Consider the following 19,719-nt stretch of genomic DNA (forward strand, 5'->3'; position numbering starts at 1 on the left):
GGGTGCCTTTGATTTGCACTTTGCGTCTGTATTTGGTATAATACTTGCGAACAAGAAACAATACTGCTGCTGTGCGGCGCGGATGCAAAAGAAAGCATCGGCCAGCCGCTGCGGCATCATACTGTGTAGACATACTGGTCAGAATAATGGAGGATAACATGGGAAATAGCAATGCATGCATGGCAGAGCTGCGCGCTGCCGTTCCGGAAATAGAAATTGTATCAAATGAGCCGATGAGCCGCCATACAACCTTTGCCATCGGCGGTCCTGCTGATTTGTTTGTGATACCGAAAACGTTGGAGCAGTTGGCAGGGGCGCTCAAGGTGCTTCGGAACTGCGGGGTACCGCTGCTGGTGCTTGGCAACGGTTCCAACATGCTGGTTTCGGATGCGGGATATCGCGGTGCGGTGATCTGCACGACCGAGATGGATGATGTGCGTGCAGGCGAGGATGGCACGTTGGTGGCGCAGGCGGGTGCTTTGCTGGCCCGCGTGGCGCGGCGCGCACAGCGTGCAGGTTTGACCGGTGCGGAGTTTTCCGGCGGTATTCCGGGCAGCGTAGGCGGCGCAGTGTTCATGAACGCCGGTGCGTATGACGGTCAGATGGCCGGCATTGTGGAAAAGACCGAGTATCTGGACGGCGAGGGTAACCTGCACACGCTGACAGGCGAGGAACATTGCTTCGGCTATCGCAACAGCGCATTCCGCGCGCATCCGGATTGGACGGTTGTCCGCACGACAATGCGGTTGCAGCCGGGTGATCCGGCGGCAATTTTGGATAAGATGAATGATTTTGCACAGCGCCGACGGAATAAGCAGCCGCTGAATTTCCCGTCTGCTGGCTCTACCTTCAAACGGCCGGAAGGATATTTCGCCGGAAGACTGATCGAGGACGCAGGCCTGAAGGGTGTCTCGGTTGGCGCGGCGCAGGTTTCGGAAAAGCACGCCGGTTTTCTCATCAACCGCGGCGGCGCGACCTGCGATGAAATGCTGCGTCTGATCGAGCTGGTGCAGCAGCGTGTGCGCGAGCGGTTCGGTGTGGATTTGGAATGTGAGGTTCGCATCGTTCGCTAAAGCGCTTTGCCGGACAAGGGGGATGGCATCAATGTATTTTTTAATTGTTTCGGGTATGTCGGGTGCAGGAAAGAGCCGCGCGGTAGCCACATTTGAGGATCTGGGCTACTACTGCGTGGATAATCTGCCGATTGCACTGATCCCGTGCTTTGCGGAGATCTGTCTTGCGGCAACCGAACGATATGAACGGGTCGCACTAGTGACCGATGTGCGTGCAGGCGGTGATTTTCAGCAGCTGTTTGATTCGCTTGATTCGATCAAAACCATGGGCTGCGATTATCGCATCCTGTTTTTGGATACGGATACGCCGACGCTGATCCGACGCTTCAAAGAGACGCGCCGCAAGCATCCGCTGATGGAAAAAGGCGTACCTATGACCGCGGCGATCGAAAGAGAACGCAATATGCTGGCAGCGCTGCGCAACCGTGCGGATTTTGTGGTCGATACGACCGGTCTGTCCGCTGCCGGTCTGCGCGAGCGACTGCTTGCCTTGTTTTCCGGTGCAGAGGGCAGCGGTGCGTTCGAGGTGATCGTGCAGTCGTTCGGGTTTAAGTATGGTATCCCGCCGGAGTCCGATCTGGTGTTTGACGTGCGTTTCCTGCCCAACCCGTATTACGAAATGAGCTTGCGCGAGAAAAACGGAACCGACCCGGATGTGCGGGATTATGTGTTCCAAGGCGGCACAGCCGATGCGCTGATGGGCCATTTGACCAGCATGATTGACTTTCTGCTGCCGCGCTATATGGCAGAGGGAAAGTCCAATGTCATCATCGGTATCGGCTGTACGGGCGGAAAACACCGCTCAGTCGCCATTGCAGAAGCGCTCAGTGGGCATCTGCGTGGCCATGATTACGGCGTGGTCACTATGCACCGCGATTATCAGAGATAAACAAAGAAAAACAGGGAGCAGAGATGTCCTTTTCAACCGAGGTAAAAAATGAGCTGTGCCGTGTGTCGATGCAGCGTGCGTGCTGCACGCGGGCGGAGGCTTACGGCGCATTGCTCCATGCAACGGTTTTCTCCCATCGGGAAATCCGTTTGTCCACAGAAAACGCTGTGGTCGCGCGCCGCTTGCAGGCCTTGCTGCAGCGCGCGTTTTTTGTCGTGTGTGAGCCGCAGCATCAGGGCAGAAAGTATCAGATCGTGCTCGATCAGCCTGCACAGATCGGACGGATTTTTGATGTGCTGGGCTATGACCGGAAAAGCCATGTGACATATCACCTGAACCGGAACGAACTGGAGGAGGACTGCTGCTTAGCATCCTTTCTGCGCGGCGCGTTCCTGATGGCGGGCACGGTGGCAGGGCCGGACAAGAAAAGCCATCTGGAGCTGAAAAGCGGTCACCAGAGCCTTGCCGGAGAGGAAACCAGCCTGCTGCTGGACTTGGGGCTGTCCCCGAAGCTTGCGCATCGCAGCGGCAGCTGCTTGCTGTACTTCAAGGACAGCGCAAGTGTGGAGGATTTTCTCACGCGCATCGGCGCGCCGCATGCGGCGATGGCGCTGATGGAGGCCAAAGTGGAGAAAAATCTGCGTAACACCATCAACCGACAGGTCAATTGCGAGACAGCCAATCTTGTCAAGACAGCGGACGCGGCAGCGCGGCAGATCGCAGCGATTCGGGCTGTGCTTGACACGCGCGGCGAAGAGGCATTTCCGGAGAATCTGCGGGAAACTGTGCGTCTCCGGCTCGACTATCCGACCGATACGCTGGCAGAGCTGGCGCAGCGGTTCGATCCGCCGATCTCCAAGCCGGGGCTGAGCCACCGTTTGAAAAAGATCACTGAATTTGCGTCAAAGGAGGACTAAATGGTACCATTTGCGCATTTGCATGTGCATAGTGAATACAGTCTGCTGGATGGTGCATGCCGCATCGAAGGTCTGGTCGACCGTGTGGCAGCGCTGGGACAGTCCGCGTGCGCACTGACCGATCACGGCGTGATGTACGGCGTGATCGACTTTTACCGGGCATGCAAGGCCAAGGGCGTGCATCCGGTGATTGGATGTGAGGTGTACCTTGCGCCGCATTCACGGTTCGACCGCAGCTATGTGAACGGGGAATGGCACAGCCATCTGATTTTACTGTGCGAAAATATGACCGGTTACCGCAACCTCATTCACATGGTGTCGCTGGGCTTTGCCGAAGGATTCTATATGAAGCCACGCATTGACATGGAACTGCTGCGACAGCATAGCGAGGGGTTGATCTGCCTGTCTGCCTGCCTTGCGGGCGTGATTCCTCGTGCGCTGGCAGAGGGCGATATGGATGGCGCCTATGAACTTTGCGAGCAGTTTCTGGAAATCTTTGACCGTGACCATTTTTATCTGGAAGTGCAGGATCACGGAATTGAAATTCAGAAAAAGGTCAACGAAGGCTTGTTCCAGCTGGCCGAAGAACTGAACATCGGTCTGGTTGCGACCAACGACGCGCATTATCTGACTCGAAAGGACGCACGTATTCAGGATGTCCTTATGTCCATCCAGATGGGAAAGACGGTGGACGACCCCACGCGCATGAAGTTTGAGACCGAGGAGTTCTATATCAAGGATGCGGACGAGATGGCCGCATTGTTCCCGAATCACCCCGAAGCGCTTGCCAATACGGTGAAAATTGCCGAGCGTTGTCAGGTCGAATTTGAGTTCGGCAAATATCACTTGCCGGAATTTGACGTGCCGCAAGGGTATACCGCCCTGCAATACCTGCAAAAGCTATGTGATGAGGGCTTTGCTGTGCGCTATCCGAAGGACGACGGCACGGTGCGGGCGCGCTTGCAGTATGAGATCGACATGATTACCCAGATGGGCTTTGTCGATTACTTTTTGATTGTTTCCGACTTTATCGGCTATGCCAAACGGCAGGGCATCCCAGTCGGGCCGGGACGTGGTTCGGCAGCTGGTTCAATCGTATCTTACTGTCTGGGCATCACCGACCTTGACCCCATCCACTATTCGCTCTACTTCGAACGATTCTTGAATCCGGAGCGCGTATCCATGCCGGATATCGACGTGGACTTCTGCTATGTGCGCCGCCCGGAAGTGATTGAGTACGTCACCAATAAGTATGGCAAGGATCGCGTGGCGCAGATCGTGACCTTTGGTACGATGGCGGCGCGCGGTGCGATCCGCGATGTCGGTCGTGCGCTCAATATCCCGTATAACGAAGTCGACGTGGTTGCCAAGCAGGTACCGAACGAACTGCACATCACAATCGACAAGGCGCTTGCGGTCAACCCGGAACTGAAAAAAATGTATGATGAGAAGCCGCAGGTGCGCGAGCTGATCGACACGGCGCGCGCGCTCGAGGGCATGCCGCGCCATGCTTCCACGCACGCGGCGGGCGTAGTCATCACCAAAGACCCGGTTGACACCTATGTGCCGCTCGCGCGTAACGACGAGCAGATGGTCACACAGTTTACCATGACCACGCTCGAAGAGCTGGGACTGCTGAAAATGGATTTTCTCGGTCTGCGCAACCTGACGGTCATTGCGGACGCGGAAAAGATGATCCGCCGCCATGTGCCGGATTTCAATATCGAAAAGGTGGACATGAATGACAAGGCCACCTATGAAATGCTGGGGCGCGGCTCAACGATGGGCGTGTTCCAGCTGGAAAGCGCGGGCATCACCAATGTCGTCACCGGTCTGCAGCCGGAGTCGATTGAGGATATCACCGCAGTCGTGGCGCTTTACCGTCCGGGGCCGATGCAGTCCATCCCACGTTATATCGAGTGCCGCCATCATCCGGAAAAGGTGACGTATAAGCATCCGCTGCTCGAGCCGATTCTTGGCGTTACCTATGGCTGCATGATTTATCAGGAACAGGTCATGCAGGTATTCCAAAGCTTAGCAGGCTATTCGCTCGGCAAGGCGGACATGGTGCGCCGTGCAATGAGCAAAAAGAAGATGAAGGAGCTGGAAAAAGAGCGCGTCAACTTTATCCACGGCAATGCGGAGCTCGGCATTGACGGCGCGGTGAAACGCGGTGTGCCGGAAGCTGTTGCGGCAAGTTTGTTCGACGAGATCATGGATTTCGCCAACTACGCCTTCAACAAAGCGCATGCGGTGTGTTATGCGGTGGTTTCTTTCCGCACGGCGTATCTCAAATGCCATTATCCGCGCGAGTATATGGCGGCGCTGCTGACCAGCGTACTGGATTCTTCGGACAAGATCTCGGAATATATTCAGGCCGCGCGCGAAATGGGCATTTCCGTGCTGCCGCCGGACGTGAACGAGTCGTTTGACGGATTTTCGGTTTCCGGGCGCGATATTCGCTTCGGTCTTGCCGCAGTCAAAGGCGTGGGCCGTTCGTTTATGAAGCAGCTGGTGGCAGAACGAGAGACGGGCGGGCTGTTTTCCTCGTTTCAGGAGTTCTGCGAGCGCATGTACGACCGCGAACTGAACCGCCGCGCACTTGAAAGTCTGATCAAAGCGGGTGCGTTTGATTCGATGGGCTACCGCCGCAGTCAGCTCATTCAAATCGTGGGCGCGGTGGTGGATGCGATTGCGCAGAGCCGCAAAAAGAATATCGAAGGGCAGATGGATCTGTTTGGTATGGGCAACGACGAGGTGCAGGATACGCAGATTGCTTTGCCCAATATTCCGGAGGTTTCCAAGCGGGAACTGCTTGCGATGGAAAAGGAAACGACTGGGCTGTACCTGTCCGGGCATCCGATGGATGAATACCGCGATTTGGCCCGGCAGGCACAGGCGGCTTCGGTGCGGCAAATCATTGACGATTTGTCCGGCGAGAGCGCGCAGCCGCAGTATAAGGACGGTATGACTGTGCATTTGGCGTGTGTTATCACGGCAGTGCGGCTCAAATCCACCAAAAACGGCTCTATGATGGCGTATGTCACGGTGGAGGATGAATCGGCGGCGATCGAACTGGTGGTATTCCCGCGCTCTCTCCAGCAGTGCGGTGCATATCTGACCGAGGACAGCGCGGTGCTGCTGACAGGTAAAATCGATGCGCGCGAAGATGAAGCACCAAAAATTTTGCTCAACGAAGCGCAGCCGCTGACCGAAGCGGCGGTCAGCAGCATGCAGTCGCGTGAGCATCCGCAGCAGTCGGTTTATACCGATGCGCAGGCGGCCCGCATCGCACCGCAAAAGCTTTATTTGCGCATCAACAGCATGCAGAGCGAGGAATGGCCGCAGATCAAAGAGATTTTGGTCAAACAGCCTGGCGATACGCCGGTTTATCTGTATCCGATGGATACCAAAAAGAAAACCCTTGCGGCGCGGCGATACTGGTGTCAGCCGGATGTGCCATTTCTGGAAAAATTACGCTTCCTATTGGGCGAAGAGGATGTTATAATAAAATAAAGCATATTTTTATGGCCAATTTTTTTTATGGTTTGATACAGGGAGGCTCATTATGGACAAGCAGATTCGTAGAATTGGCGTACTCACCAGCGGCGGCGACGCGCCAGGTATGAACGCATTGATTCGTGCGGTCGTTCGAACCGCATCCGCTTATGATATTTCCGTGCTTGGCATTCGCCGCGGTTACAGCGGCCTGATCAATGGCGATATCATTGAGATGGGTGCGCGCAGCGTGGATGGCATCATTCGCCGCGGCGGCACAATGCTGTATACTGCACGCTGCAAGGAAATGATGACCGAAGAGGGGCTGCAAAAGGCGGCAGACACCTGCAAATATCTCGGTATTGATGGATTGATCTGCTGCGGCGGTGACGGTACGTTCCGCGGTGCGCAGGCGCTTTCCCGCAAGGGCGTGCCGTGCATCGGCGTACCCGGCACGATCGATAACGATATCGTGTGCACGGATTATACCATTGGCTTTGACACAGCATGCAACACTGCGATCGAGTGCATTGACAAGCTGCGTGATACCATGCAGTCGCATGAGCGCTGCTCGGTTGTCGAGGTCATGGGACGCCGTGCAGGCCATTTGGCGCTGCATGTCGGCTGTGCAGTCGGCGCAACGGCGATCTGCCTGCCCGAGCGCAAGCTGGATTTTGACACCGATATCGTGGAAAAAATGCGTGTTGGCCGTATCAAAGGCCGCAACCACCACATCATTATTGTGGCAGAGGGCTATGGCTCTGCGCAGGAGGTTGCCGACCATATCCATGAGGCGACGGGCATTGATACTCGCGTGACCATTCTGGGTCACATCCAGCGCGGCGGTGCGCCGACCGCACAGGACCGCGTCATGGCGACCCGCATGGGCTATGCTGCGGTGCGTGCACTGATGGAAGGAAAGACCAACCGCGTGGTGGTGTTTGACAACAATCAGGTCACCGATCTGGATATTGAAGAAGGCTTGTCCCGCGATAAGGACCTCAACCAGTGCCTGTTTGAAGCGCAGCAGACGGTTGCGATCTGATGGCGCAGACGGTTTTTATCACCGGCGGATCGCGCGGTATCGGCGCAGCGTGTGTGCGTGCGTTCGCTGTGGCGGGCTGGCAGGTTGCATTTACCTATCGGGTCAGCCGTGAAACAGCCGGTGCGCTGGCGGAGCAAACGGGGGCTTTGGCGCTGTGTGCCGACCTGCATGACGATAAAGCGGTCAGCCGTGCGTTTGGCGAGGTGCGCGGGCATTTCGGCGCGCCGGATGCCGTGGTTTGCAACGCAGGCATTGCCGAGCAAAAGATGTTTCAGGATATCACGGATGAGGATTGGCAGCGCATGCTGGATATCAATCTGATGGGAGCGGTGCGCACCATTCGTGCGGCATTACCTGACCTGCTGCATCGAAAGCATGGCAGCATTGTGACGATTTCGTCCATCTGGGGACAGATGGGCGCCTCCTGCGAAAGCCATTATGCGGTGAGCAAGGCGGCGCTGATTGGACTCACCAAGTCGCTGGCGCAGGAATTCGGGCCGAGCGGCATCAGGGTCAACTGCGTGGCACCCGGTGTGATTGACACGGATATGAATGCCATGCATAGCGGCGAAACCATGCGTGAACTGGCGGCGGAGACGCCGCTCGGGCGCATCGGCACCGCGGATGAGGTCGCACAGAGCGTATTGTATCTCTGCTCAGAGCGCGCTTCGTTCATCACGGGGCAGGTGCTCGGTGTGACTGGCGGCTTTTGACCGCTGGATCAATGGAAAGACAGAAAAAGGTCTTGCCTTCGGGCAAGACCTTTTTTGATTACATCGGGCTGAATCCGAAATAACTGAGCAGGCCGTTATAGATGCCCTGCGCAAAGCCATAAGGATCATCCTTGAGCTTTTGGGCATCCGCTTCGTTGCTCAGATAGGCCAGTTCCACCAGAATGGCGGGCATGCGGGTGCGCCGCAGTACGAACAGGCTGGGGTTGAGCCGCACGCCGTTGTCCTTGGTGCCGACACGGTTGACAATGCCTTGCAGCACATGCTGCGCCAGCCAGTAGGGCTGCGTATTCTGCTGATAGACGTAAACCTCTGTGCCGTTGATGGCAGGGTTGACGTTGGAATTACAGTGGATGCTGATAAAGTAATCCGCGGGCCAGCTGTTGGCCATATTGACGCGCATGGCAAGGCTGGTCGCGTTGCTCGTACCGAGGATCTCGGTCGGGGTGTTGCGGCTCAGCCGCACGGCAAAGCGCGGGTCGGCGCGCAGCAAGTCGGCAAGGTACATGCTGACCTCGAAGTTGACGTCCTGCTCGCGCAGGCCGTTGCCTTCCGCGCCGGTGTTCGGGCCAGTTGGGTTGTGTCCCGGGTCAATGAAGATACGGATGGGCAAAAAATCACCTCCTCGGTTCATTGTATTCCGTCAGATTCCAGAACGGGACACGGAGGACGGGCAAAATACTCCGCCTTTCTTGACGCAAGGTACGGCAGAGTGCTATGCTGGATGCAGAAAAATTGCGGACATAGGAGCGGATGCGATATGGCGGAAGCGTTTATCGAGATCAATCAGGCGTATGTGGATAGTGTTTTGCCGCGCAGGAAACCGGATGCAGATAAAAATGCGTTTGGGCGTGTATTGTGCGTATGTGGCTCAGCGGGCTATACGGGAGCGGCGTATTTCGCCGCACAGGGCGCGGTGCGCATGGGCAGCGGGGTAGTGACGCTGGCGACGCCGGAAAAAGCATGGCCGGTGCTTGCGGTCAAGCTAAATGAGCCAGTCGTGCGGCCCATGCCGTGCGATGCAGGCGGTATGCTGTCGCACGAAGCCCTGCCCGTTTTGACTGATTTGGCTGCTCGTGCAGATGCGGTGCTGATTGGCTGCGGATTGGGACGCTCGGACGCGGTGACAGAGATCGTTTGCCGCTTGCTGCAAAGCATAACATGCCCGATCGTTTTGGATGCGGACGGCATAAATGCACTTTCCGCGCATAAAGATGTATTACGGCAGACGGCGCAGCCGGTTATACTGACCCCGCATGCAGCCGAGTTTGCACGCCTGAGCAGTATCAGACAGCCGGAAACAGAGGAGTTATCTGCGTTTGCACAGGAAAACCGATGTATTTTGCTCTATAAAGGGCACCGCACGCGTATTTTCACGCCGGATGGCACGATGTACTGCAACCATTCCGGTAATCCCGGCATGGCCAAGGGCGGCAGCGGGGACGTGTTAGCTGGCATGTTGGTATCGCTGTGCGGGCAGGGGATCGCGCCGGTACAGGCGGCTTGCGCTGCCGCATGGCTGCACGGGCGCGCGGGAGATGCGGCTGCCAACCGACTAAGCGAATACGGTATGACACCGGGAGACATGCTGTGTGAGCTGCCGGGACTGCTCAAACGGTATAATACAAGGGAGTGGTGACCTGAAACGGGTATTTTGTATGACCCTGCTGCTGGTGCTGTTATCCGGCTGCGGTGGCAGTGCGGCATCGGACGGATCGGCGGTGCGCACCCATTTCGAGGAACTGGGCGGGTTTGAAGCGCATTTGAAAATTTTATCCGATTTGGAGCAATCGGTACTGGAATATGAGGTCGATTTCGTCTATAATAAGGAAGATAACGACACTTTCACCATCACCGCGCCCGAAAGTCTGGCTGGTATTGGCGGCACCATTGCAGGAACAGACAGTGCGTCTTTCGTTTTGCAGTATGACGGTCTTGAGCTGGATGACGCTATGCCGCAGCGCACGGGACTGACGCCTGCGGATGCGCTGTTCTGCCTGCTGGACGATCTGCGCCGCGCAGAACCGGCACAGGTCTGGACGGAAAGCACAGGCGGCGTTGACCTGCTGGTGCTGCGATACCAGCAGGACGGCGACGATGGGAAGGTCGAAAAACAGGTATGGCTCACCGAACAGGGATACCAGCTGGTCTGCGCCGAACTCTATGCGGACGGCGAGCGGGTGCTGCAAATTCAGGTGACATCATACCGGGAAACATAAATCTGGGGATGAATAACGAAATGAAGCCGAGTAAACACCGCGCCTGGGCCGAGGTTGATTTGGGCGCGATCGAACACAATTACCGCGTGATCTGTCAGCAGGCAAAAGCGCCTGTGCTGTGCGTGGTCAAGGCGGATGCATACGGACATGGCGCGGTGCCGGTCGCGCAGCACTTGCAGGCAATGGGCGCGCCGTATTTTGCCGCGGCGACCGTCCCGGAGGCGGTGGAGCTGCGCGAAAACGGCATCACAAAGCCCATTTTGATTTTGGGCTATGTGGATGAGGCAGATATGGATACCATCGCACGGCAGCACATCACCGCGCCGGTATACGATGAAGAAACGGCGCAGCTGCTGAGCGATGCTACGGTGCGCACCGGAGAAAAACTGACTGTCCATTATAAGCTGGACACCGGTATGACCCGTCTGGGTTTTCCTGCATGGGAGCGGGAGGAGACTGTGCGCAAAATCGAAGCATGTGCTGCCCTGCCGGGACTGGTATCCGAGGGTATTTTTACGCATTTTGCGGTTTCGGATGTACCGGAAGGGGAGGCCTATACCGCATTGCAGTATCAGCGTTTTGCAGATGTGTGCAATGATTTGGCGGCACATGGTCTGGAATTGCCGCTGCGGCACTGCGCTAACAGCGGCGCGATCCAAAGCTATGAACGCATGCACTGCACGATGACGCGTGCGGGTATCATCCTGTACGGCTGTCGGCCGGATGCATCTGTGCCGCCTGTGCTCGATCTGCGTCCTGCCATGACGGTTAAGGCGCGGGTGGTACAAGTGCGCGATATCCCGGCGCATACCACGGTCAGCTATGGCCGCACCTATGAAACGGACGAGCCGACCCGCGTGGCTGTGGTCTCGATCGGCTATGCCGACGGTTTTCTGCGTGCAGGTTCAGGTAAGGCGCATGTGGTGTTGGGCGGACAAAAAGCGCCGGTGCTTGGTCGCATTTGCATGGATATGTGCATGGTGCGCGTGCCGGACGGCGTGGAAGTACGCCGCGGTGACGAGGTAACCGTATTCGGGCCAGAGGTATGGACGGCGGAGGACACCGCTGAGGCGGCGGGAACCATTTCGTATGAGGTCATCTGTGCGGCCAGCAGCCGTGTGCCGCGGTTCTATCAGGGTTGACGATGGCATGGTATGCTGCATAAGATGAAACGGGAAGAAATTCCCACCCATGTTTGCGTGAAATGACAGACAGCTGTTATATTTTTTCGCAGCGCGGGGAAAATAGGTTTGCGGACAAACCGCAAATCTATTTCATCGGAGTGTGAACCAACGTGGATACCAGCATCAAACGGGGAGATATTTACTATGCCGATCTCAGCCCGGTGGTCGGCAGCGAGCAGGGCGGTATCCGCCCGGTGCTGATCGTACAGAACAATGTGGGCAACCGGTATAGCCCGACCGTGATCGCCGCCGCCATTACATCGCAGATCAACAAGGCCAAAATGCCGACGCATATTACGCTCGGTGCGCCGAATTACGGCCTGACCAAAGATTCCATCATTCTGACCGAGCAAATCCGCACGCTGGATAAGCGACGGCTGCGCGAGAAAATGGGATCACTGGATGAAAAAGCGATGCGTCACGTGGACGAAGCGCTGGCAGTCAGTTTCGGTCTTGGCTCGGTGCAGGGCTGAGGGCATATCCGCAAAGCAAAACGCGTATCCTGTTATAGGATACGCGTTTTTTTGAGGAGGTGCGGCAATGCGGGCATCGGTAAACTATGCGGGCGAGCCGGCAGGCTGGCTGATATGGGAGCCGGATGCATACGGTGTGCAGATTGAGGTGGATTGCGCAATGCCGCCCGATGCGCCACTGCTGCGCTGCTATGGAGAGACCGGTGGCGAACCGCTGCTGGTCGGCTTGCCCGCACCGGAAAACGGCAGGCTGCGGCTGCGGCGGCATCTGTCCAAGGAGACGCTCAAAGCGGCAGGATGCATGGACGATCCGCCCAAAGCATTTTATCTGGCGGAGCATCCGCAGCAAAAACATGATGCCGTCACGGAGGAGGAGCGATGTCCGCAAGATGATGCGTCACCGCAGGATTCGGACAGCGCAGAGCCACTGCTGCGGACAGGCGATGCTGTGCTGGACGCATTGCTGGACGGTGGGGAAGTGCATGCAGAGCGCAGACAGGAGAGCTTGCGCCTGCATTGTCGATTTGTATCTGACCGACCATTCGCGCTCGCGCCAGCGTTTGTGTTGTGCCGGGTGGAAGGGGACGAGGCCATCCTCGACTGGACAAAAAAGGACGCAGCCGGTACGGCTGCGTCCGATGATAAACAGGAGTTTACTTAACGATCGTCTTCGCTTCCATATAATAGCGCTTTTCGTGTGCTTCGCCCATGGAGAAGGTCTTGCGCGGCAGAACGCCGTCAAAGACAACACCGCGGAATAGGTCGTTCTTGGCGATATCCGGCAGGATGAAGCCCAGATTGCCGGGCTTTTTGGAAAGATCGCCAACCACATCCGCGCCGTGGATGTAGTCGATGCGCGCGGAGGGGTTCTGCTCCAGACAAGCGTCGAGCGCGGTCTGCATGGTGGCAACCGGGATAGACCACTTGGAGTTTTCGACTACCAGCACGCCGGATTTTTCCGCTGTGCAGAACGGGAAAGAATGCACCGATGCATCTGCGGGCGCTTCGTCTGCAACATAAGCCTTGCAGCCCTGTGCCTCATAGAATGCAATCAGATCGTGCAGCATCTTATCGGCGTCCACACTGAACAGGATACGGTGGATCGGTTCGATAATCAGGCTTTCATCATGGATATTGACGATCTCGACCAGCACAAAGCGGGCAGGATGGGTGGCCTGCTCCTCGGCAGACAGACCAGCCTTGACTTCTTCCCAGTACGCCTTGGCAGTCGCCATCGAGTGGTTGCCGTCACCGACGGCGTAGGGCAGCAGTGCCTGCGCATCGGTGCAACCATATTTCTGATTGAAGGTTTCGCGGTCGCACAGCGCTTCCAGACCGGCTTCGATTTTGTCGGTCTGCGTGCCCTTGGGAATGAACCAGCCGGTAATGTGGCCGCCGTTCTGCATCAGGTCGGTGTCGTAGACCTTTTCCAGCTCTGCGGTCTGGTCAAACAGCGGCTCGATGATCTCGCGGTTGGGATCATCAATCAGGATCATGATGTGCGGCAGCTCCATGCACGCGCCCTGACGGACCTTGAGGCGCGGCGGGATACGCTCGACTACGGTCTTTTCGGTCGGGCGGATGAGAGACGCCGAGCCGGGCGTGTATTCATAGGCCTCCAGATCGACCGCCATCACGATACCGCGACGCGGGCAGGAACCGCCAGACCAACGCTCGGTCAGGATAACGCCTGCGGGCAGTGTGCGCAGTGTACCGTCCTCGATATACTGGTGCATGGTGCGGTGGATTTTTTCGGTGCGTTCAGCAACATCATCCTCATCCAGATAGACCTCTGGCAGCGTCAGGCGCAGCGTAGAGGGAGCGTCGCCAACCGTGCGGTCGGTTTCCGCCCAGTATTCGGGCTGGGATGTGTATTGGTCGCAGGCGATGACCGCCCATTTGGAAAGGTCTGTGCCCTTTCGGGGCAGCATCATTTCAGGAATATGGGTGCAGCGGTTTGCCATGGTTGTCATTCCTCCTGTAGAAGATCATATGTAGAATGGTATAAGTATAGCAGAAAACCGACGAATCGGCACAAAAATTTTTGAGTTCCTGCAAGTTTTCTGAAAAATGGTCTGCACACTTGACGAAAGAGCGGAAATATTATACAATGTATTTTGGGAAATGAATATAGTTTTTGTATAAGAACTACAAGAAAACAGGAGGATACGGCTATGGTCAAGTTTAAAGCGATTGGCGTTTCGGAGGGTCTTGCGCATGCCAAAGCTTTGGTCATCAAGGAGGAGGATCTGACGGTCGTCAAGGACAGCATCACAGATGTTGCGGCCGAGCAGAAACGTGTGACCGATGCGGTGGAAAATGCCAAAAAACAGATCCAGACATTGCGCGATGAGGCGGAGAAAAACATTGGTGCCTCTGAGGCAGAAATTTTTGACGCGCATCTGCTCATGCTGGATGACCCGGATTTTATTGAGGGTATGACCAATCTGGTAGAAGAGGAAAAGGTATGCGCGGAGTATGCTTGCTTTGTCAACTGCGAGAATTTCCAGGCGATGTTCCGCGCGATGGACAGTGAATATATGCAGGCGCGTGCAGCGGATATCGGTGATATTTCCAAGCGTGTGCTCAAAAATCTGAAGGGCATTGCGGATAATGCAATCGACACGATCACCGAGCCGTGCATTATCATTGCCAATGACCTGACACCGTCGGATACGGCAAAGATCGGCTCCAAGCCGGTTGTTGGCTTTATCACCCGTATCGGCGGTCGTACCAGCCATTCTGCAATCATGGCGCGTTCGATCGGTATTCCGGCCGTTGCAGGCGCAGGCGACAAGGTGGACGGTATTGAAGACGGTTCCGATCTGCTGCTTGACGGTGTGGCAGGTGAAGTCGTGGTCGATCCGGATGCGGAAACGCTGGCACAGTTCGAGCAGAAGAAAAAGGCGGAGGACGAGCGCCGTGCGATGCTGGCGAAGTTCAAGGATCGTCAGGGCGCAACGAGCGACGGCCGCCGCATCATCGTGGAAGGCAATATCGGTACGCCGGATGACGCAGTCCGCGTAGCGGACCTGGGCGGCGAAGGCGTTGGCCTGTTCCGTTCCGAGTTCCTGTTTATGGACCGCGATGATTTGCCGAGCGAGGAAGAGCAGTTTGAAGCATATAAGAAGGCGTGCGAAATCATGGCGGGCAAGCCGGTCATCATCCGTACGCTGGACATCGGCGGCGATAAGGAAGTGCCGGCACTTGAGCTGGAGAAGGAGCAGAATCCCTTCCTGGGCTACCGTGCGATCCGTATCTGCCTGAATAAGACTGATCTGTTCCTGACTCAGCTGCGTGCTCTGCTGCGTGCAGCGAAGTATGGTGATCTGCGCATTATGTTCCCGATGATCTCTTCGATCGAGGAAATCCGCAATGCCAAGCAGGTTCTGCAGCAGGCGAAGGATCTGCTCGCAGCGGAGGGCGTGGAGCACAATCCGGATGTCAAGGTCGGTATCATGATCGAAATTCCGGTGGCTGCCGTTTGCGCGGATATTCTGGCGAAGGAAGTTGACTTCTTCTCGATCGGCACGAACGACTTGATTCAGTACTCCTGCGCGGTTGACCGTATCAATGAGAAGATTTCGTACCTGTATCGTCCGCTGCATCCGGGCGTGCTGCGTCTGATTGCGATGACGGCGAAGGCAGCCAATGAGAACGGCATCGAGGTTGGCGTATGTGGTGAAATGGCTGGTACGCCGGGCATGGCGCCGGTGCTCTGCGGTCTGGGAGTTACCAACCTGTCTATGTCTGCTTCCGCGATGCTGGCGGCTAAGGCTGATCTGGCGGCGCATTCTTACGCGGAGTGCAAGGAACTGGCGGATAAGCTGGTTGCAGCGGCAAGTGCGACCGATGCGGAGCAGATTTTTGCCGAGTGGCGCGGTTGAGTCCAATCGAACAAGATATCACGTTGTGACAAAAAAAGAAAAGCGCGCGGTTTCCGGAATCAGTCCGGAAGCCGCGCGCTTTCTATTGCCTCAGATCAGCCCTGGCCAGCCAGGTTCTGCTCGTAGGATTCAATCATCTTCTTGACCATCTGACCACCGATCGAGCCAGCCTGACGGGAAGTCAGATCGCCGTTATAGCCCTGCTTCAGGTTGACGCCAACCTCCCTTGGTGTTCCTGCACCATCTTAAAGCAATAGATACAAGAAATTTATTAAAAATTGCAGGATGCATCGAGCACTTGCGCATTGTCGGTTGTAATTTCACCGATAAAGCGATACGATATGCGGATGCTCTGCTGGTAGGGGGTATTGCGGTGGGTCGCTTTGCGCCGGCCGTCGGCAAATTGCTTGGGCCCGACTTCAATGCGTTCGACAAAGGTGAGCAGTGTGTCTCGATCGAGTATGTCGATTTGGCTGTACTGCTTGGTAAGCGCAAAGAAACGTCGAAAGCGTTCCTCTGTGTCCTCCTGCGGTGGAAACGTCTGCGATAACTCTGCGATAACGGCTTGATGCGAAGCGGATTCTTGCTCGAGCGCTTCGACCATGCGCGTCAGACGATCGTCGTCCAGTCGGCCTTCGGCGTTGTCCGTGTACAGCTTGGTGATGATTTTGTCGATGGTCAGCAGGCGGGACTGTGCCTGTTGTAAGCGGGCTTGCCGTGCTGTGCGTTCGGATGCGCCCTGCTCCCGTTCTGCGGTTGCCCGTGCAAGCGCTTCGGCCTGTGTATCGGTCAGCGTCAGCAGATCGTTGAGATCGCGCCGCACTACTTCGATCAGATCCGCATATTTGATGCGCACGCCATCGCATCGATTGGCGATATCGCCGCGCTGATGTGTGCAGGACAGATACCAGTATTTTTCCCGTTCTCCTTTGTAGACTGTGCCGCAGGAACAGAGCGCATGTCCGCAGCGTGCGCAGAACACCAGTCCGGCAAAAATGCTCTTGCGGATGTCTCTATCGGTACGATTGGCGTGTTGTCCGCGTCCCAGATTGCGCTGCGCCTGTTCATAGAGCGTCTGTGTGATGAGTGGGGGATGCGTGTCATGCGTCACGGCCCAGTCGCTTTGCGGTACAGCAATCTTTTTCTTGGACTTGACGCTGACCTTGCGGCTTTTGCCCAGCAAAGTGTGTCCGAGGTAGACCGGGTTTTTGAGAATCCGTTTGACGGTAGTGTAGTTCCACAGGTCGGATGCCCGTGCCGCGCCCTCTGGGCTGAAATCATCACGAAACAGCACGCGGTATTTGAGCGGGGGGATAACGCTGTCTGCGTTCAGGTCAAGTGCGATCTTGCGCGAGGAGTCCCCGGCTGCTGCCCGCTCGAAAATACGCTGAACAATAGGGGCAGTCTGCTCGTCCGGGGCAAGACGGCTTTTGTCTGCCGGATTCTTACGATAGCCATAGGGCGGGCAGGCACAGTACTGGCCGTTTTCCCGTTTGCTGCGCAGCACGTCTTTAACCTTGCGTGAACCGTCCCGCAGATAGACCTCGTTCATGGCAAACTGGAACGGCGCCATGACGTTTTCATGTGCAGTGTCAAAATTGTCTGCAATGGTTAGATAGCGGATGCCGTGCTCCGGGAAAAACTGCTCGGCGTAATAGCTGGCTTCGCGCATGTCGCGCCCGAGGCGGGACAGATCCTTGGTAAGCACCATATTGGCCTTGTTATCGTGCAGCTGCCGCAGCATATCCTGAAATGCAGGACGGTCAAAGTTACCGCCTGAGTAGCCGTCGTCCACGAATTCGCGTACCAGCATAATGCTGTGCCGTTGGCAGTAGTCCCGAATCATTTGCCGCTGGTTGGCAATACTGGATGATTCACTGCTGTGCGCTTCCTCGTTGGAAAGACGCAAGTAAGCGAATGCCAATGTCTTGTTACCGGTTCTCATGTGGTTTAACTCCTTTCAGAACCGGCTCACGAAATGATTATACCGCGGCGCCGATCCCCTCGTCAATGGATGATGTTGTGTGTGCGGCTTGCTGCACACGCTGCTGGAGCAGTTCACCGACCGGACGGCTACCGACATATTGCCGCCTGACCAGAAAGGTGCCTGCGCCGATCTGTGTCTGTATTCCTTGTATAGCGGGCGGAGTGGGATGAGGGTCAGTATGCATATCAATTCCTCCTTTTCCTATAACTTGCATCATCCAAAACAAAATTATGCGCTTGCACAGCGGTTCTAAAAGCGATATCGGACAGAGGGACGGTCGCATGCGAACGAAAAACCGCCGACTCTGCAGGATGCAGGATCGGCGGTTTTGATATTGCTGCTCGCCAAAATGGGAGACTCGACTTTTAGAGGTGGCTTATTTAGCGCGCGCAAGCACTTCGACAAGGAACTTCCAGATGCGCTGCACCGAGGAAATGCTCATGCGTTCGCGCGGCGTATGGATTTCCGGCATATCCGGACCGATGGAAACGCAGTCCAGACCGGGGATTTTTCCGGCGAACAGGCCGCATTCCAGACCCGCATGAATGGCTTCGATCTTGGGGGCATGGCCGTACTGCTCTTGGAATACATCGACCATCAATTCGCGCAGGGGAGAGTGCTCCTGATACTGCCAGCCGGTATACTCGCCTTCAAATTCCACACGGCCGCCCAACTGATTCATCAGGCAGGTCAGACGCCGCTTGAGCATCTGGAGTTGAGAGTCGATCGAGCTGCGCAGGCTGAATACGGCGCACAGTTCTTCGTCCGTCGTGGTAAGGATGCCGAGATTGAGGGAAGTCTGCACCAGACCAGGAATATCCGCGCTCATGGCCAGAATGCCGTTGGGCAGGCAGGTGAGCATGCAGATCACCTGATCGGTGGTTGCCGCATCCAGCGGATTCTGCGCCGTCTCTGCTGCTTCCGTACTGATATGCAGCGCGGGATCGGTGACGCGGTACTCCTCCTTCAGGGCATCCGCCATTTCTGCAATGACTTCGCGCGCTGCTGCTTCGTCCGCGACCCAAATATCGGCAACCGACTCGACCGGGATGGCGTTGTTTTTCAAACCGCCGTTGACAGCTTGGATACGCAGCTCTGTGCGCAAAGCAATGGCTTGCAAAATGCGACCCATCAGCATGTTGGCATTGGCACGGCCCTTGTCGATCTCAGCGCCGGAGTGGCCGCCGGTTAGGCCACCGACCGTGATACGCAGGGCGCAGCCGGAAAATGCGTCGCGGCACAGCGGCAGAATGCAGGTGGTGGTGTTGCCGCCCGCGCAGCTGACGGTGAAGATGCCTTCGGCTTCCGAGTCCATATTGATCATTCTGCGGCCTTTGAGCGGGCTGACATCGAGCGAGTCCGCGCCCAGCAGACCGATTTCCTCATCGACCGTAAACACGGCTTCCACACGCGGATGCGCAAGATCGTTCGCGTCGAGCACAGCCAGCGCCATGGCCACCGCGATACCGTCATCACCGCCGAGCGTGGTACCCTTGGCACGGACCCAGTCCCCGTCGATCATCAGATCCAGCCCTTCTGTTTCCATGTCCTTGGTGCAGTTCAGCTCTTTTTCGCACACCATGTCCAAATGACCCTGTAAGATGATGGGCTCCGCCTGCTCATAGCCGGGTGTAGCTTCCTTGATGATAATGATATTGTTGTCGGCATCCTGATGGTACTCCAGCCCGCGCTCCTGCGCGAAAGAAGCGCACCAATCGCTGATTGCCTTGGTATTGCCAGAGCCATGCGGGATGGCGCACATCTGCTCAAAAAAGTGGAATACGCTTTGGGGATCTAATTGTTCCAGTACATTCAT

Annotated in this window: 17 protein-coding genes and 1 pseudogene; 12 read left to right on the top strand and 6 right to left on the bottom strand. The window is 56.5% G+C overall.

Features of this window, described 5'->3' with window-relative positions; all coding sequences use genetic code 11:
- Positions 1-158: 158 nt before the first annotated feature.
- Genes murB through ABGT74_RS03205 form a run of 6 tightly spaced genes read left to right on the top strand, consistent with a single transcriptional unit; the run spans position 159 to position 8,135 of the window.
- Positions 159-1,073: a UDP-N-acetylmuramate dehydrogenase gene (murB, locus tag ABGT74_RS03180; RefSeq protein WP_346704428.1), complete on the top strand. Its 915-nt coding sequence runs from the start codon at positions 159-161 to the stop codon at positions 1,071-1,073.
- A 31-nt stretch (positions 1,074-1,104) separates the two neighbouring features.
- Positions 1,105-1,962, top strand: coding sequence for an RNase adapter RapZ (gene rapZ / locus ABGT74_RS03185; RefSeq protein ID WP_346704429.1), 858 nt, complete (start codon positions 1,105-1,107; stop codon positions 1,960-1,962).
- Between the two features lie 23 nt (positions 1,963-1,985).
- Positions 1,986-2,879, top strand: a complete 894-nt coding sequence (whiA, locus tag ABGT74_RS03190) for a DNA-binding protein WhiA (RefSeq protein ID WP_346704430.1) — start codon at positions 1,986-1,988, stop codon at positions 2,877-2,879.
- Positions 2,880-6,395: a DNA polymerase III subunit alpha gene (locus ABGT74_RS03195; protein WP_346704431.1), complete on the top strand. Its 3,516-nt coding sequence runs from the start codon at positions 2,880-2,882 to the stop codon at positions 6,393-6,395.
- Between the two features lie 52 nt (positions 6,396-6,447).
- On the top strand, positions 6,448-7,422 hold the full coding sequence (gene pfkA / locus ABGT74_RS03200) for a 6-phosphofructokinase (RefSeq protein WP_297282714.1): 975 nt from the start codon (positions 6,448-6,450) through the stop codon (positions 7,420-7,422).
- On the top strand, positions 7,422-8,135 hold the full coding sequence (locus ABGT74_RS03205) for an SDR family oxidoreductase (protein ID WP_346704432.1): 714 nt from the start codon (positions 7,422-7,424) through the stop codon (positions 8,133-8,135). Before pfkA ends, ABGT74_RS03205 begins: the two co-directional genes overlap by 1 nt.
- A gap of 58 nt (positions 8,136-8,193) precedes the next feature.
- On the opposite strand, the gene ABGT74_RS03210 is transcribed toward ABGT74_RS03205, so the two are convergent.
- Positions 8,194-8,766, bottom strand: coding sequence for an N-acetylmuramoyl-L-alanine amidase (locus tag ABGT74_RS03210; RefSeq protein ID WP_346704433.1), 573 nt, complete (start codon positions 8,764-8,766; stop codon positions 8,194-8,196).
- 147 nt (positions 8,767-8,913) lie between these two features.
- Here ABGT74_RS03210 and ABGT74_RS03215 point away from each other — a divergent pair, with 147 nt between their 5' ends.
- The 5 genes from ABGT74_RS03215 to ABGT74_RS03235 all read left to right on the top strand — a co-directional run bounded on the left by ABGT74_RS03215 (position 8,914) and on the right by ABGT74_RS03235 (position 12,690).
- Positions 8,914-9,792, top strand: a complete 879-nt coding sequence (locus ABGT74_RS03215) for an NAD(P)H-hydrate dehydratase (RefSeq protein ID WP_346704434.1) — start codon at positions 8,914-8,916, stop codon at positions 9,790-9,792.
- Between the two features lie 19 nt (positions 9,793-9,811).
- The gene (locus ABGT74_RS03220; RefSeq protein WP_346704435.1) at positions 9,812-10,372 is read left to right on the top strand and encodes a hypothetical protein; all 561 of its coding nucleotides are present in this window, start codon (positions 9,812-9,814) and stop codon (positions 10,370-10,372) included.
- A gap of 20 nt (positions 10,373-10,392) precedes the next feature.
- Positions 10,393-11,514, top strand: a complete 1,122-nt coding sequence (gene alr / locus ABGT74_RS03225; protein WP_346704436.1) for an alanine racemase — start codon at positions 10,393-10,395, stop codon at positions 11,512-11,514.
- Positions 11,515-11,666: 152 nt separating this feature from the next.
- A complete protein-coding gene (locus ABGT74_RS03230; RefSeq protein WP_125114755.1) occupies positions 11,667-12,029 on the top strand; it encodes a type II toxin-antitoxin system PemK/MazF family toxin in 363 nt (120 codons plus the stop codon).
- A gap of 67 nt (positions 12,030-12,096) precedes the next feature.
- Entirely contained in the window at positions 12,097-12,690 is a 594-nt protein-coding gene (locus tag ABGT74_RS03235; RefSeq protein WP_297282708.1) for a hypothetical protein, read from the top strand.
- Here ABGT74_RS03235 and ABGT74_RS03240 read toward each other — a convergent pair.
- Positions 12,683-13,993, bottom strand: a complete 1,311-nt coding sequence (locus ABGT74_RS03240) for a DUF1015 domain-containing protein (protein ID WP_346704437.1) — start codon at positions 13,991-13,993, stop codon at positions 12,683-12,685. The two genes, ABGT74_RS03235 and ABGT74_RS03240, sit on opposite strands and share 8 nt — an antisense overlap.
- A 210-nt stretch (positions 13,994-14,203) precedes the next feature.
- Here ABGT74_RS03240 and ptsP point away from each other — a divergent pair, with 210 nt between their 5' ends.
- Positions 14,204-15,916 carry a phosphoenolpyruvate--protein phosphotransferase gene (gene ptsP / locus ABGT74_RS03245; protein WP_297282706.1) on the top strand — a complete coding sequence of 571 codons (1,713 nt, stop codon included), beginning with the start codon at positions 14,204-14,206 and terminating at the stop codon, positions 15,914-15,916.
- Positions 15,917-16,011: 95 nt separating this feature from the next.
- Here the strand turns inward: ptsP and ABGT74_RS03250 are convergent.
- The 4 genes and pseudogenes from ABGT74_RS03250 to ABGT74_RS03265 all read right to left on the bottom strand — a co-directional run.
- Positions 16,012-16,143: pseudogene (locus tag ABGT74_RS03250) on the bottom strand (alpha/beta-type small acid-soluble spore protein); the annotation flags it as partial.
- Between the two features lie 44 nt (positions 16,144-16,187).
- Positions 16,188-17,861 (bottom strand): recombinase family protein, encoded by a 1,674-nt coding sequence (locus ABGT74_RS03255; protein ID WP_346704438.1) that lies wholly within the window; start codon positions 17,859-17,861, stop codon positions 16,188-16,190.
- Between the two features lie 37 nt (positions 17,862-17,898).
- The gene (locus tag ABGT74_RS03260; protein WP_346704439.1) at positions 17,899-18,087 is read right to left on the bottom strand and encodes a hypothetical protein; all 189 of its coding nucleotides are present in this window, start codon (positions 18,085-18,087) and stop codon (positions 17,899-17,901) included.
- 192 nt (positions 18,088-18,279) lie between these two features.
- Positions 18,280-19,719 carry an aminoacyl-histidine dipeptidase gene (locus ABGT74_RS03265; RefSeq protein WP_346704440.1) on the bottom strand — a complete coding sequence of 480 codons (1,440 nt, stop codon included), beginning with the start codon at positions 19,717-19,719 and terminating at the stop codon, positions 18,280-18,282.

Source organism: uncultured Agathobaculum sp. (assembly GCF_963927765.1).
GTDB lineage: Bacteria > Bacillota > Clostridia > Oscillospirales > Butyricicoccaceae > Agathobaculum.